Source organism: Brucella sp. LJL56, from assembly GCF_054871705.1.
Genome location: NZ_JBTXLQ010000006.1, coordinates 75,882 through 89,666, shown reverse-complemented (window position 1 = coordinate 89,666; position 13,785 = coordinate 75,882). Strand labels below are relative to the sequence as shown.

Sequence of the window (13,785 nt, the reverse complement as noted above, 5' to 3'; positions counted from 1 at the left end):
ACGAAATGCCTGCGCTCAAAGTTGAACTTTCCGACGTATCCTGACTTTCCTTGCCTTCAAAATACGCGGTGATTGCTTGATTTAGGTCTGAGACGTCAGAGATGCTACCGCTATAGACTTACGCAGTTATATGCATTTGAGGATAATTGGGGGGCAAGATGGGTGGACACGACTCGGAGTTCGATGCTGTCGTCATAGGTGCAGGGCATAACGGCCTTGCTGCGGCGGTGCACCTGGCGTCAAAAGGCTGGCGCGTTGCTGTTGTGGAGGCAGCGGCGTCTCCCGGCGGGGCGGTGAAGACCCTGGAGTTGACGGAGCCGGGCTTCCGTCATGATTGGGCTGCCATGAACTTGTCGATGTTCGCTGGATCAGCATTTCACGCAACCTACGCCGCAGAGCTGGCTGCGCAAGGTCTCGAGTTCGTACCCGCTCAAAATTGTTTTGCCAGTGTCTTTCGCGACGGCACGCATCTGGGCGTGTCCAGCGACGTGACCGTAACGAACGCCAAGATTGCAGAACTGTCGCCTGCCGATGCCAAGGCGTGGGCGGAAATGCTGTCTGATTTCGAGCGCAATGCGCCGCATATTTTCGGCTTGCTTGGCTCGCCGATGCCGTCATTGGCCGCAGCAAAGACAGCGTGGAAAGCTTACCGAGCGCTCGGCATGGATAATCTCTGGCGCATCGCGCAGCTTCTGCTGGCGACGCCACGTGATTTTCTTGACGCCAATTTCGAAAATTCCAAACTCAAAGCCATGATGGCGGCTTGGGGGTTGCATCTCGACTTCGCGCCTGACGTCGCAGGCGGAGCGCTGTTTCCCTATCTTGAGTCAATGGCCAACCAGGCGTTCGGCATGGTCATCGGCAAGGGAGGAGCCGATACGATCATTCGCGCGATGGTGGGGCTCCTGCAGAAGAAGGGTGGACAGCTTATTCTTGGTCAACAGGTCGAAAAGATCAGCCTCGACAAGGCCGGAAAGGCAACGGGTGTAGTTCTGTCCGATGGACGCGCCTTGAATGCGAAACGGGCGGTGATTGCCAATCTCAATCCCAAAGTGCTGTTCGGCGGTGACATGCTGTCCCAGTCAGCCATCCCGCAGAAGGTTCATAAGGCGACAAAAGCTTTTCGTGCCGGACCCGGCACAATGATGATCCATCTTGCCATGGACGAGCTGCCAAACTGGACTGCGGGCGATGAGCTCAAGCGTTTCGCTTATGTCCATGTTGCCCCGGACCTCGCCATGATGGCGCGCGTCTACTCGGAAGCTATGGATGGATTGCTGCCTGGAGAGCCAGCACTTGTCGTTGGTCAGCCAACGGCCGTCGATCCATCCCGTGCCCCGGACGGCAAGCATGTTCTTTGGGTACAGGTGCGGGTCCTCCCAGCAGAGATCAAGGGTGACGCCATCGGCGAGATTGCCGGTAGGGATTGGAACAGTGTGAAGGATGCCTATGCCGATAGGGTCATCGGAATCCTCGAGCGTTATGCACCTGGGATTAACGACATGATCCGGGCTCGCTCGGTCTTTTCGCCTGCAGACCTTGAACGTGAGAATGCCAATCTTATCGGTGGTGACAATCTAAGCGGATCACACCATCTCGACCAAAACTTCCTGTTCCGCCCCATTGCGGGCTATTCGCGCTACAAGACGCCCATCCGGTCGCTTTATATGTGCGGCGCCTCCACCTGGCCCGGTGCCGGCACGGGTGCCGGCTCGGGCTTCATGCTTGCAAAGATGCTCGCCGGAAACTGATGCGCTTCTCGTTGTACCATTGAACCTATGCATCAATTATCCCTGATAAACTGCTCGACCGTGGTGGCCTTCCAATCACGGGAGTAAAACAGTTCTATTTTCAGCCTGTCGGCACGTTGAATATGCACTGAACATCGAGCGCATAAGGGCTGAACAATGCGATTGAAATTTCGCATAGATACATGCGAACGCGAGAAGATATCGCAACGTTTCCTATGCGGTTCGCACCAGAAACGATTGTCTCATTATCCAGCTCGATTTATTCGAATCTGCCGTAACATGTTCCGTCCTGCGAGAAGCAACTCAAACAGGAATGCAACGAGAGACAATATGAGCGAGACGATGGCGCCTCCAAAGAACCAGAAGAGATTTTCGTGGCGGAGTCCGAACGAGAGGGCTCCAGCGAGAAGATTCAATGTTGCTGCGCCCGTGCAGACGCCCGCGATGACCCCTAGCGCCACGGCAATCTCAAGGGCAAGCGTCCGTCGCCGTAGATAGGCGAGCTGCGCGCGTGATGTTTCGCTCTGCTCCAACCTGTCAGCAACTTCATTCAGGCGATCCGATACTCTCCCAAGACGCGTGGTGTAGATATTCACGAAGCCTGCCGTGCCCGCTAATAGAAAGACAGGGGCAAGAGATGTTTGTACTACGGAAGCAAAATCAGCAATGATAGGTGGCGTAGCCATCAGGACCCTCAAGTGGACTTTGACGCGATCAAAATATTCAACCGGGCCGAGCGTAGCAATAGCCTTGAATCTGCCGCATCACCACGGTCGTGGCAGCGCGGCCCAGGCCACTCCCGATTCATGGTCAGGCCGACACGGTGACATGAGCGTTTTCGCCGTATTCGACAGCATTTTCGATCAGTTTGCGATGACACGCCGGAGAGCCAGCCGGTCTTCGGGGATCAGCATGATTGCCAGAAATGGTAAAAGTCGCTTAGTCGCCTTGCCGACGGCGGAATCGACGAGATTGCCTTGCATCGTTGAACCTCCTCCTCAATGCAGACCTTCCGGGCGTGATGGTGGAGCGGAAACTAGCTGCAACTTTCTATTAAATACACGGCGCATAAATAATAACAATTGATGCTTCCCGATATTCGCGGCTCGGCGACAGGCACTTTATTTCTCTACGCGGCGCCCGTATCGGTAATGTAATTATATATGAATAATACTTTCCGTATGAGAGTTTTATTCTAATATCGCCGATTGTATTCATCTTTAACAATCCGTGATTGTAAGTGCGTAAACCGGGCGGTACCCGAAATGCACAAAGGGGAGTTGGAGCAAGATATTTGTTAAAGCAAGTCGTTGGTAGGTGTCGCATTCTGGCGAGTTAACTCAGCGGCTGATCCGAACGCGCGGGAAAATTTCCATGGTCAGATAATGCTCGTCGAAGCTCGATATATGAACGAGCGCCGAGCGGTTCAGAAATTCGACTTCATTGTTGCGGAATATCAGAAGATCGTCCTCGCGAAGTTCGCGCAGCATTCGGTTGATGTGGATTGGCGTCAGCCCCAGAGCATCTGCAAGTTCGCTCTGCGTCAACGGGCAGAAAAAGCTGTTTTCATCGCCGGTTCCATTGATCCGGGCCCTGTGGCCCAGTTCGAGCAGAAGGTGGGCAATGCGTACAAGCGCACTCCGACGGCCGATGCTGATGAGATGCTCGATCAGGATGGCTCGCTGCCGTGCCATCAGTTCCATAAATGTCATGGCGAGGCGGGGCGATTTGAGCAGGCTTTCGGTAAGATGGTCCAGGGAGATTTCTAGGACGGAAAGCTCCGTAACCGAGATCAGGGTATAGTAGTTGAAGCCGAGCCCCGTTCGGAAACCCAGGAAGTCGCCCTTCATCGGAAAATCGAGGATCTGGCGATCGCCTTCGGGGAGATCACGATAGATGCAGCCCCAGCCGTTCTTTATAATATGAACCGAGTTGGCCCAGTCTCCCTGACTGCTCACCACCGTGTGCGGCGCGTAGGTTTTGGAGGAAATTGGCAAAACGGCGAGCACGCCAAGATCGCTTTCATCGAAAACCGCGCCAATGGGCGCGCTTTCCAGGAAATGGCGCAGCGTTCTTGCTTCGTCGGCATTTACCACCATAGAGCCTACCTGCCGTTTCGCTCAGCACAAGAGAAGATAAGTTTTAAGTCTGGCCCCCCGCGATTCGTTTCCCCAGCTCTTCCCCCAAGAGATTGGGCTTCAAAAGAGTTTCAGCGAGGGCAATTGTTTTGGCAAGGTAGTAATTTCTACCACTAATTGGGTATATATCTTAGCTTCGCCTAAACCATATTTTGCCGAACCCCTTAATCTAGGTTAATGACACTCAAAGAATTTTCGGGCAGTCTTTTTATCAAATTAAGAACAAAAACAAGAATTGCTTCCGGGGTTTTATCTAGATCTCATGAAGATAAATAAAACAGGCAAACGATGCGCTTCATTGATTGTGACGTGCAAGCAATGGGGTCGTGCGCATAAGTCGGATTAGAGGGCGAACAAATGAACATTTCTCCACAATTCAGTAGCAGGACGAGCGAATTAAAGAATAACGGCTTTGGGGTATCAAAAGACGCTTCCTTTAAACCTGAACAGCCGAGCGAAAGCATGCTGCCGCTACTGGTCATCATAGACAACCGTGCGTTGGATCGCGAATGCCTCGCACATGGACTGACGAACCACAGCATCGAAATGGCGATTGCCACATTCAGCTCGTTCGAGCAGTGGCAGCATCAGCGTCGTGGCCGCACGGCGGGCGCGGTACTTTTCAACATTGGCGGTCAGAAGGTTTCGGACCCGACTGTCGGCAATTACCTCAATCGCATCGTCACCGATTGCGCTCCGGCGCCTGTCATTCTTCTGGCTGACAAGGAGGAAATCTCACAGGTGCTCAAGGCGCTCGACCATGGCGTGAAGGGGTATATTCCAACATCCGTGAATGTAAATGTCTGCGTTGAAGCGTTGCGTCTCGCCATGGCGGGAGGAACCTTTGTTCCGGCCAGCAGTGTGCTCGCTCTGCGTCACGCCACCGATCCGAATTCGCAGCGCCTGCAACCTCTTGGCGGCATGTTCACCCAGCGTCAGGCCGAAGTGGTCAATGCGCTGCGCCGGGGCAAGGCGAACAAGATCATCGCTTATGAACTGAAGCTGCGGGAAAGCACCGTGAAGGTTCATATCCGCAACATCATGAAGAAGCTGAAGGCATCCAACCGCACCGAGGTGGCTTGTATCATCAACGAGCTGTTCCCATCGGAAACATCCTTTTCCGATTTGCAGTAGGGCGGAACGGGGATCAGCGCATGTCTCCCAAAATTGGGAACCGATCTTGGGGCCAAGACATGCGCGAAAGCGAATAGATAGAGCATTTTGAATGTTTCGGGAAAACTGGAAATGCTTTGGCGGGAGCCGCCGGCCGGCGGATTGAATTATTCCGTAAAGGAGAATTTTGGTGATTATCTCCGACGTTTCATCAGCAAACGGGCGGCAGCCGGTTGCTGACCTGCTCGACACTATAAAACGTAGAAGAATGATGCTGATCGTGCCGGTGCTTGCAGGCATTGGCGTCGGCTTCGCAGGCTATCTTACCGCGCCGGTCAGTTATGTTTCGGAGTCCGTGCTGGTGCTGGACATGCGGCGATTGCAGGCACTTCCGAATGAAAGTGCGATCACGCCGCTGCCGCAGGACAGCCCGGTTCTGCGCTCCGAACTCGACATCATCAATTCACGCATGATGGCGCGCAAGGTCATCGACATCCTGCAAGCGGAAAACATTGTCGTGCCAACGGAATTCCGTTCGCGCACGGTATTGTCGTCCGCTCCTGATGCAGGCTCGCAGGCAAAAGGCGCACGCGATGTCGACCCTGCCATGCGGGAACGCCAGCAGATCGATCTTCTTCTTTCGCGGCTGCGGGTCACCAATGACGGACGTTCCTATACGATCTTCATCTCATACCGCGCTTCCGACAGGGTTTATGCGGCTCAGGTCGCCAACGCCTTTGCCACCGCCTATCTCGATCACCAGATCGACGTGCAGCAGTCAGCCACGCGACGTATCAGCGAATGGCTTGGCGAGAAGCTGGTTACCTTGCGCAGCGATCTTGAAAGCGCCGAAAGAGCTGCGGAAGAGTTCCGACAGAAATCGAGGCTTGCCGGTGATCAGGGACAGATCAGTTTTCAGGCCCAGCGGGTGGCGGCACTGAACAACGAGATCGTTGCCGCGACGGGAGCGGTTTCGCTGGCCGAAGCGCGACTGCGCACGGCGGAAGAACTGAAAAACAATAATGAAGCGTCTGCGCTGGCCGAAGTCCTGGCTTCGCCAGCGATCCAGACCCTACGCAGCGAAGCTGCACGTGTCGAGCGCCAGCTTGACGAGTTGCAGTCCAATGGCGCGCTGAAGAGCGCCGAAATTCCGGTGCTGAAGGCTGAACAGGAAGCGTTGAAGCAGCAGATTTCGAGCCAGGTCGGAGAAATCATCAAGAGTCTCGGCAATGAAATCCAGATTGCGCGCCAGCGCCGTAGCGGCCTGGAAAATGCGTTGAAGAGTGCGGAAGCCGACCTTGCCGAAGCCAATCAGGCGCAAGTCAAGGCCGGACAGCTCGATCGCGAGGCCAATGCCAGCCGCACGGTCTACGAAAGCTATCTCACGCGTTACAAGCAGCTCATCGAACAGGACGGCATCGCAGCGGCCGAAGCACAGATGATTTCCCCGGCTGAACCGGCAATGGCCAAGGCAAGCCCGAACCTCGCGAACTGGCTGCTGCTTGGTCTGGGGTTGGGCGGGCTGGTTGCGCTTATGGGCACCATGCTGAAGGAAACACTCGACAAGATCAGGCCTGCGCAGACGGCATCTCTCGTGCTGCCCGGCATTCCGGCGGCAACACTGCTTCCGGTTTCGTCGCAACTCACCGTGCCGCTTCTCGTCAATCGCGGCCTCGATCCGGCAAGCCCTTTCGGTCGCGCAATCAAGTCCGTTCATGAGCGTTTGCGGGTGCTGACACGCGGTCGCGATTCACTCGCGCTCTCCGTCGTTTCCTTGTCCGATGGAGAGGGAAAGACCTTGCTGATTACCGCGCTCGCACAGCAGATCGCCGCGACCGGTGTAACGGTTGCAGTCATCGATGCGACGAACAAGCGGTCGGGCCTGTCTGAAGCCTTCGGGGTTCCGCAAAGTGATTACAGCGTCGTGTCTACCGGGCGTCCGCTTGCCGGCGCAACGCTCGTGCACGACCATGGTTCGGGGATCGATATCATCACACCCAACAGACAGATGCGTCAGGGAGACTGGCTGGCCGAACTGATTGCCCAGTTGCGTGCCGATCACAAGATCATCCTCGTGGATCTTCCGGCAGTCATGGAAGACAAGCGTTCGGTTCTCCTGTCACGGGCAACGGATACGGCGCTTCTCGTGGTGCAGTCTGATCGCCAGGACCAGAATGCGGCCAATGCACTGATACAGACGATGGCATCTTTCGGGCGCAAGCCCGCGCTTGCGGTGGTCAATCAGAACTCTTCTTCCTATCGCGGCTGGATAACGCTCCCTATAGCGCTTTGCGGGCTGGGCTTGCAGAAGGCACGACAGGGCATAGGCGCCATGTTCTCGCGGCGGCGTAAACCGGCTGCGGACGGCGCACAAGAACAGGCTTAAAGGGGCACAGGTCATGTCAAATAAAGCGATCAGCGGTCGTGGCAAATATCTTCGCGCAACAGTGCTTACGGGGCTTCTGTTCTTTGGCGGAAGTTTCGGGGTGCTTGCGGATGGGCAACCCTATCGCGTTAGCGCCAATGATGTGCTTCAGGTAACCGTCTACGGGCAGCCGTCTCTCACAGGGCTCTATCCCGTCGATGTGGACGGCAATATCGGCTACCCGGTTGTGGGCAATATCCCGGTAAACGGGCTGACCACAAATGAGATCAGCGAGAAGATTGCGGGATCACTATCCCAGCACATTCCGGGTTTGACGGTCACTGCAACGGTCAATCAGTATGCGCCGGTATTTGTCGTCGGTGATGTAAGGGCACCGGGGAAGTACCAGTTCCGGCCCGGCATGGTGGCGCTCGAGTTGACAGCGCTCGGCGGCGGGGTAGGAAAGGCCGAGTCTCCGGCGGTCACTGCAGGCGTGCAGTTGATCGCTGCCCAGCAGGAATACGCCGATCTGCAGTTGCAAATTACCGCAATGGCGATCAAACGCGCTCGTTTCGAGGCGGAACTGAACGGCACGGATTTTACCTATACTCTGCCGGAACAAACGCCAGCGACCAAGGAAACAGCGGTTCTGCAGCAACACATGCTTGATGGCGAGAAGACATTGTTCGATGTTCGCCGCAACAATCTTGCTTCCGAGCGCCGGGCGCTTGAAGCACAGGTTGCAAGCTATGGCGACGAAATCCAGACCTTGCAGCAGAGCATCAAGCTGCACGATACCGAAATCGGATTATTGCAGGAGAATGTGGATTCCAGCAAGTCGCTGGTGGACCGCGGCCTTGCTGCAAAGTCCAGCCTTCGCGATCTGGAGCGGGATTTGTCGGCGACCCGGCGCGCCGCGCTGGAGCAGGGGTCCTTTCTGGCCCGGGCGAGGCAGAACCAGCTTGCCGTGCAGCAGCGTATTGCCAATCTGGACGAAATCCGCCGAAGCGATGCGGCCACCAGCTTGCAGGATATTGACCTCAACATGGCCCGCATGGAACGTCGCAGCAATGCCCAATTGCAGGCCATGGCTGAAATTGCCAAGTCTTCCGGCGATATCTCCTCAGCCACGCTGCGCCAGAAACTGGTCTTCTCGATCAGCCGTAACGTCAATGGCAACTTTCAGGATATCGTTGCTAACGAACGTACGGAAATTAAACCGGGCGACATCCTGCGCGTCGAGCTTGATATGAGCAGGATCGGCGGCGGCTCGCCGTCATAGGTTTAGAATCTTCAAAAGAAGTTAGGAAAGGACTGCGCGTCTCCCCAGCATGAGGGATGCTGAGGAGACTTGTCCAGGATTGAAGATGCAGGGGGAAACGTCGCGGCTTAAGCCGCGACAGGATCGGCGGTTTCCTCCAACCAATCACGATAGACTTCACGCAGGCCGTCCTCCAGACGAATTTGTGATTTCCAGCCGAGCGCCCGCATCCGCGAAGTATCGAGGAGCTTGCGCGGGGTGCCGTCGGGTTTGCTGAGATCATGCTCGAAACGACCTTCGTAACCGACAACTGCGGCGACGGTCAGCGCCAGATCCTTGATGGATATTTCGTCACCAGTCCCGATATTCATCGGCTCAATGCCGTCGTAGAAGCGCAGCATGTGCAGGCAGGCATCAGCAAGGTCGTCCACATGGAGGAACTCCCGCAAGGGCTTGCCGCTGCCCCAAAGCGTGACATGGTCGATCCCTCGCACCTTGGCCTCGTGGATTCTTCGGATCAGTGCTGGCAGGACATGCGAGCTGTTGGGATCAAAATTGTCGTTTGGACCATAAAGGTTGGTCGGCATCGCGGTCATGAAATGGTTGCCATATTGGCGTGCACAGGCCTGTGCATATTTCAGCCCTGCAATCTTGGCGATGGCATAAGCTTCGTTGGTAGCTTCCAGAGGCCCCGTCAACAGGGCTTCCTCTGTTAGAGGCTGGGCCGCATCGCGCGGATAAATGCAACTTGAGCCAAGCCACAGCAGGCGCTCGACGCCATTCTGGTGGGCGGCACGAATGATGTTCATGCCAATGGCAAGATTATCATAGAGAAAATCCGCCGGATAATGAGAGTTGGCAAGGATGCCGCCAACGCGGGCGGCAGCGATGATGATGACATCCGGTTTGCGCCCGCTGATGAAATTTTCCGTCGGGCCCTGCCGGGTCAGATCGAGGGCGCTATGCGCTGCGGTGATGATGTCGCAATCCGTGCCCTGCAGGCGACGCAGGATGGCCGAACCGACCATTCCTGTGTGACCGGCAATGAATACTTTCTTGCCGTCAAGCGAATAGAGTGGGGCAGGCGTGATTTCAGCCGTAGAAGTCATTGCGTCCAACCTCCCGCATGATGTTGCGCAAATCTCAGTCGACGATCTCGGTAACGAGACTGTCGAAGCCGTTCGTATGTCGCCAGCCGAGGCGATTTTTCGCCTGACCAGAGTTTTGATGAAACCATGTTAACGATTTCCCGCGCAGGCAGAACGGCTCCAAAACGGCAATTGCGAGCCGGAACATCCCTCTTCGGATGAAGCTTGAAGAGCACCCGCTATGGCCGGTTTCACCCAAAGAGGTAGGCGGTTCGCCCGCTGTCGGTGCAAGCCATGCCTTTGTGTTCCTTGCGCTATCTGTTGCGTAGTTGCGATGCTCGTTTCAACGGGATCAAGCAATAGGAAGCGAAATCATGCGTGTGGTGCTTGCCAATCGTTACTTCTACCCGGACCAGTCGGCCACCAGCCGGATGGTGACGAGCCTTGCCCAGACGCTGGTGCGTGAAGGCATCGAAACGACAGTGCTCGCAAGCCGCAGCTATCACGACAAGCGAAAGGACGTCTTGCCTGCACGCGAGACTATCGACGGCATCGACGTGCATCGGATATGGACCTCGGGCTTCGGTCGCGGCAAGCTTGTTGGGCGCGCGGTCGATTATGGGACCTTCCATCTGTCCGCCGCGGCCTGGTTCGCGTCCAATGCCCGCAAGGATGATGTCTGCGTGGTCTGTACCGATCCGCCGCTTCTGTCTGTTTCGGCGGCGCTGCCGATCCGTATGCGCCGGGCAAAGCTGGTCAACTGGGTGATGGATCTTTTCCCTGAAACAGCGATGGAACTTGGTCTCATCAAGTCCGACACCGTTTCCGGCAAGCTCGCCATGATCCTGCGCAACTGGTCGATGCGCCAATCCGCACTGACCATCTGTCCGATAGAGCGCATGGCCCATTATCTTTCAACAAGGGACATACCGGCGGAAAGCATGAGTGTGGTTCACCACTGGGCCGACCGCAACGAAATCGTTCCGGTAGAACCGGGGCAAAATCCTCTGCGCCGTGCCTGGGGGCTCGGTCGGAAATTCGTCATCGGTTATTCAGGCAATTTCGGACGCGCGCATGAGTTCAAGACGGTTCTCGATGCTGCCGAACGGCTACAGCATATGAAAAGCATCGTCTTTCTGATGATAGGCGAGGGGCAGCAGCGAGGCTTCGTCGAAAGCGAAGTCAAACGGCGGCGACTGAGCAATGTGATGATGAAACCGTTCCAGCCCGTGGAGAAGCTTTCCGAAAGCCTTGGTGCGGCCAATGTGCACCTGGTTTCCCTGAAGCCGGAGCTGGAACATTGCATCGTGCCCAGCAAGTTCTATGGCGTGCTTGCCGCCGCCCGGCCGACCATCTTCATTGGCGATACACAGGGCGAAATCGGCACGATTGTCCGCGATTTTCAATGCGGCGTGGCGCTGAGGCCGGGCGATGTCGACGCGCTGGTCGATGCGATCCTTCATCTGCGTCATTCACCCGTGGGACGCATGTCGATGGGCAATAATGCCCGCTACCTGATGGAAACGGCTTATTCGCGCGAATATGGTGCAGCCGTTTGGCAATCCGCCGTTTCGCGGCTTGAGGAAAAGGTCGCACCCGCAGCCATGCCGGTTCTCGATCGGCAATTCCAACCGAGGGAACTGTGATGGACGGGTCGGTTGTCGTCAGCCAGTTGGGTGCGCGGCGGCACTATGCAGTCCCGCGTATTTTTGCGAGCAATCAGAAACTGGCGCATTTCTATACGGATATATGCGCTTTTCAGGGATGGCCGCGTTTTCTCAGCAATTTGCCTCCTACGGCATTGCCATCCTCTGTGCGGAGACTGGTTGGACGCAGGCCCCAGGGCATCCCGCTGGAACAGATGACGAGTTTCCCAGGGTTCGGATTGCATTCAGCAGTGCGCAGGCTGGCCAACCAGACCGGGCCGAAATCCACCGCCAATGCGATATGGGCGGGGGAGACGTTTGGGCGGTTGGTGGCCGGAGGCGGATTTCATGGGGCAGGCGGGATATATGCTTTCAGCGGTGAGGCTATGGAAGTGCTGTCGGCGGCACGAAAAATGGGGCTCTGGACGGCCGTCGATCAGGTGATTGCGCCGCGCACTATCGTCGAACAGCTTGGGTATGAAGAGGAATTGTTGAATCCGGGCTGGCAGTTGCCGGCGGAAAACGACGGGTATGCAGAGGCTTTTGCCGAGCGTGAACGATCCGAATGGCAGTTGGCCGATGTGGTCGTGTGCCCGTCGCCCTTTGTTGCCCGTCACGTGATTGAAGAAGGCTGCGCACCGGAAAAGGTCGTCATGGTTCCGACAGGGGTCGACACGCGCTTTCAAATCGAGCGGAAAGCACGGGCTCCGGGTAAATTGCGCGTGCTGACAGTGGGGGCTGTCGGATTGCGCAAAGGCTCGCCATATGTCGGCGAGGTTTCCCGCCAGTTGGCCGGGAAGGTAGAGTTCCGGATGGTCGGCCCGCTGGATTTGCTGCCAGAAGCACAGGCCAGACTTGCGGCTTCGGTCGAATTGACGGGCCCCATTCCGCGCAGTGAGATGCGCCAGCAATTCGAATGGGCCGATGTTTTTCTGCTGCCATCTTTGTGCGAGGGGTCGGCGATCTCCGTTTATGAAGCGCTGGCCGCTGGGCTACCGGTCATTTGTACCGAAAATACAGGCAGTGTCGTTCGCAACGGTGTCGATGGCTACATCGTGCCCATCCGTGATGTCAGGGAGACAACCGAAATCCTGCAGGAACTGGCAGGCGACCCCGTGATGCTGGAGCGGATGGGGGAAAATGCGCGCGAACGCGCGGCTGACTTTACTTTAGCGCGTTATGGCGAACGGCTGGTATCAGCAATCTTTCAGGAAAAGCCGGTATGAACATCATCCACGTCATCGGTTCTTATGATCCGGCCAAAGGCGGCCCGCAGGCCGTGGTTGTGCGGTTGGCGGCGGCGCAGGCCTCGCTTGGCCATGACGTGACGATCGTCAGTTACAGCGATGATGAAATCAATCGACGAGCCATAACCGCGACGGCATCAATTCCCGGTTTCGAGATGGTGCAGACACTGCTTCTGCCCATGCCCGATACGGCTGAGATGCTGCTCGGCTATCGTGCTGCGCAGGCGATGCCCGGTCTGATCCGTGATGCGGATTTTGTGCATCTGCATGGCGTATGGGAGACGAACCTCCTCCGTGCATCCGTGTTATGCCGTCGCTATCGCGTACCCTACTGCATATGCTGTTGCGGCATGCTCGATAAATGGAGCATGCAGCAGAGCGCATGGAAGAAAAAGCTAGCCCTGAAGCTCGGTTTCCGACGGATGCTTGACGGCGCGGCCTTTATTCACGCGCTGAATGGAGACGAGATCGACTTGATGCGGCCGCTTGGCCTGAAGCCGCCGTCGATGATTATCCCGAACGGTATTTTTCTCAGTGAAGTCGAGGGTGACGGGACTATCGTCGTTCGCGGTTTGCCGAAGCGGCGATATGTGCTGTTTCTGTCGCGGCTTCATTACAAGAAAGGGCTCGACATCCTTGCCGATGCCTTTCGTCGGGTTGCACTTTTGTTTCCGGATGTGGATCTGGTGGTCGCGGGCCCCGACGGTGGGGCCGAGGAAGAATTCCGCCAGCGTATTCATCAATACGGACTTGATGCGCGGGTGCACATGACAGGCGGGCTCTACGGTCCGGCCAAGATCGCCGCTCTGAAGCAATCGGCATGCTTCTGCCTGCCGAGCCGTCAGGAAGGCTTCAGCGTTGCCATAACCGAGGCGCTCGCCTGTGGTGTGCCGGTGGCTATTACGGATGCATGCCATTTCCCGGAAGTTGCCGAAGCCGGTGCGGGTGTGGTCTGTTCGCTCGATCCGATGGCCGTGGCTTCAGCGCTTGAACGGATTCTCGAAGACCCGGATCGTGCGAAACGAATGGGTATGGCCGGTGCCAAACTCGTGCGGGATAATTATACCTGGCAGCGTATTGCACTTCAGACGATTGCGGCCTATCAGAGCTTTCAGCCACAAAAGACCGACGCCGTTGCAAGGCGCAAGGCGCTCCGGTCCGTTCCGGCAAGCTGAT

The 13,785-nt window shown here is 56.5% G+C and carries 10 protein-coding genes; 7 read left to right on the top strand and 3 right to left on the bottom strand.

What is annotated here, in order from left to right; all coding sequences use genetic code 11:
- The first annotated feature begins 158 nt into the window (after nucleotides 1–158).
- Nucleotides 159–1,751 carry a phytoene desaturase family protein gene (locus tag ACYSN1_RS16620; protein ID WP_461726706.1) on the top strand — a complete coding sequence of 531 codons (1,593 nt, stop codon included), beginning with the start codon at nucleotides 159–161 and terminating at the stop codon, nucleotides 1,749–1,751.
- A gap of 245 nt (nucleotides 1,752–1,996) precedes the next feature.
- Here ACYSN1_RS16620 and ACYSN1_RS16615 read toward each other — a convergent pair whose 3' ends face one another.
- Nucleotides 1,997–2,437: a DUF2721 domain-containing protein gene (locus tag ACYSN1_RS16615; RefSeq protein WP_461726705.1), complete on the bottom strand. Its 441-nt coding sequence runs from the start codon at nucleotides 2,435–2,437 to the stop codon at nucleotides 1,997–1,999.
- A 654-nt stretch (nucleotides 2,438–3,091) separates the two neighbouring features.
- Nucleotides 3,092–3,850, bottom strand: coding sequence for a Crp/Fnr family transcriptional regulator (locus tag ACYSN1_RS16610; RefSeq protein ID WP_461726704.1), 759 nt, complete (start codon nucleotides 3,848–3,850; stop codon nucleotides 3,092–3,094).
- Between the two features lie 501 nt (nucleotides 3,851–4,351).
- On the opposite strand from ACYSN1_RS16610, the gene ACYSN1_RS16605 reads away from it, so the two are divergent.
- From ACYSN1_RS16605 to ACYSN1_RS16595, 3 genes are all read left to right on the top strand, one after another.
- The gene (locus ACYSN1_RS16605) at nucleotides 4,352–5,023 is read left to right on the top strand and encodes a response regulator transcription factor (RefSeq protein WP_168436770.1); all 672 of its coding nucleotides are present in this window, start codon (nucleotides 4,352–4,354) and stop codon (nucleotides 5,021–5,023) included.
- 169 nt (nucleotides 5,024–5,192) lie between these two features.
- On the top strand, nucleotides 5,193–7,388 hold the full coding sequence (locus ACYSN1_RS16600; RefSeq protein WP_461726703.1) for a GumC family protein: 2,196 nt from the start codon (nucleotides 5,193–5,195) through the stop codon (nucleotides 7,386–7,388).
- A gap of 13 nt (nucleotides 7,389–7,401) precedes the next feature.
- On the top strand, nucleotides 7,402–8,649 hold the full coding sequence (locus tag ACYSN1_RS16595) for a polysaccharide biosynthesis/export family protein (RefSeq protein WP_461726702.1): 1,248 nt from the start codon (nucleotides 7,402–7,404) through the stop codon (nucleotides 8,647–8,649).
- Nucleotides 8,650–8,756: 107 nt separating this feature from the next.
- Here the strand turns inward: ACYSN1_RS16595 and ACYSN1_RS16590 are convergent, their stop codons facing one another.
- Nucleotides 8,757–9,737 carry a GDP-L-fucose synthase family protein gene (locus ACYSN1_RS16590; protein ID WP_461726701.1) on the bottom strand — a complete coding sequence of 327 codons (981 nt, stop codon included), beginning with the start codon at nucleotides 9,735–9,737 and terminating at the stop codon, nucleotides 8,757–8,759.
- Nucleotides 9,738–10,090: 353 nt separating this feature from the next.
- On the opposite strand from ACYSN1_RS16590, the gene ACYSN1_RS16585 reads away from it, so the two are divergent.
- Genes ACYSN1_RS16585 through ACYSN1_RS16575 form a run of 3 tightly spaced genes read left to right on the top strand, consistent with a single transcriptional unit; the run spans nucleotide 10,091 to nucleotide 13,784 of the window.
- Entirely contained in the window at nucleotides 10,091–11,362 is a 1,272-nt protein-coding gene (locus tag ACYSN1_RS16585) for a glycosyltransferase family 4 protein (RefSeq protein ID WP_461726700.1), read from the top strand.
- Nucleotides 11,362–12,588, top strand: coding sequence for a glycosyltransferase family 4 protein (locus ACYSN1_RS16580; RefSeq protein WP_461726699.1), 1,227 nt, complete (start codon nucleotides 11,362–11,364; stop codon nucleotides 12,586–12,588). The genes ACYSN1_RS16585 and ACYSN1_RS16580 overlap by 1 nt, the downstream gene beginning before the upstream one ends.
- Nucleotides 12,585–13,784, top strand: coding sequence for a glycosyltransferase (locus ACYSN1_RS16575; RefSeq protein WP_461726698.1), 1,200 nt, complete (start codon nucleotides 12,585–12,587; stop codon nucleotides 13,782–13,784). The genes ACYSN1_RS16580 and ACYSN1_RS16575 overlap by 4 nt, the downstream gene beginning before the upstream one ends.
- Nucleotide 13,785 lies beyond the last annotated feature (1 nt).

What these genes read in the sequence shown, in the direction of transcription:
- ACYSN1_RS16620 (WP_461726706.1), top strand. Translation starts at nt 159, where the DNA reads ATGGGTGGACACGACTCGGAGTTCGATGCTGTCGTCATAGGTGCAGGG.
- ACYSN1_RS16615 (WP_461726705.1), bottom strand. Translation starts at nt 2,437, where the DNA reads ATGGCTACGCCACCTATCATTGCTGATTTTGCTTCCGTAGTACAAACA.
- ACYSN1_RS16610 (WP_461726704.1), bottom strand. Translation starts at nt 3,850, where the DNA reads ATGGTGGTAAATGCCGACGAAGCAAGAACGCTGCGCCATTTCCTGGAA.
- ACYSN1_RS16605 (WP_168436770.1), top strand. Translation starts at nt 4,352, where the DNA reads ATGCTGCCGCTACTGGTCATCATAGACAACCGTGCGTTGGATCGCGAA.
- ACYSN1_RS16595 (WP_461726702.1), top strand. Translation starts at nt 7,402, where the DNA reads ATGTCAAATAAAGCGATCAGCGGTCGTGGCAAATATCTTCGCGCAACA.
- ACYSN1_RS16590 (WP_461726701.1), bottom strand. Translation starts at nt 9,737, where the DNA reads ATGACTTCTACGGCTGAAATCACGCCTGCCCCACTCTATTCGCTTGAC.
- ACYSN1_RS16585 (WP_461726700.1), top strand. Translation starts at nt 10,091, where the DNA reads ATGCGTGTGGTGCTTGCCAATCGTTACTTCTACCCGGACCAGTCGGCC.
- ACYSN1_RS16580 (WP_461726699.1), top strand. Translation starts at nt 11,362, where the DNA reads ATGGACGGGTCGGTTGTCGTCAGCCAGTTGGGTGCGCGGCGGCACTAT.
- ACYSN1_RS16575 (WP_461726698.1), top strand. Translation starts at nt 12,585, where the DNA reads ATGAACATCATCCACGTCATCGGTTCTTATGATCCGGCCAAAGGCGGC.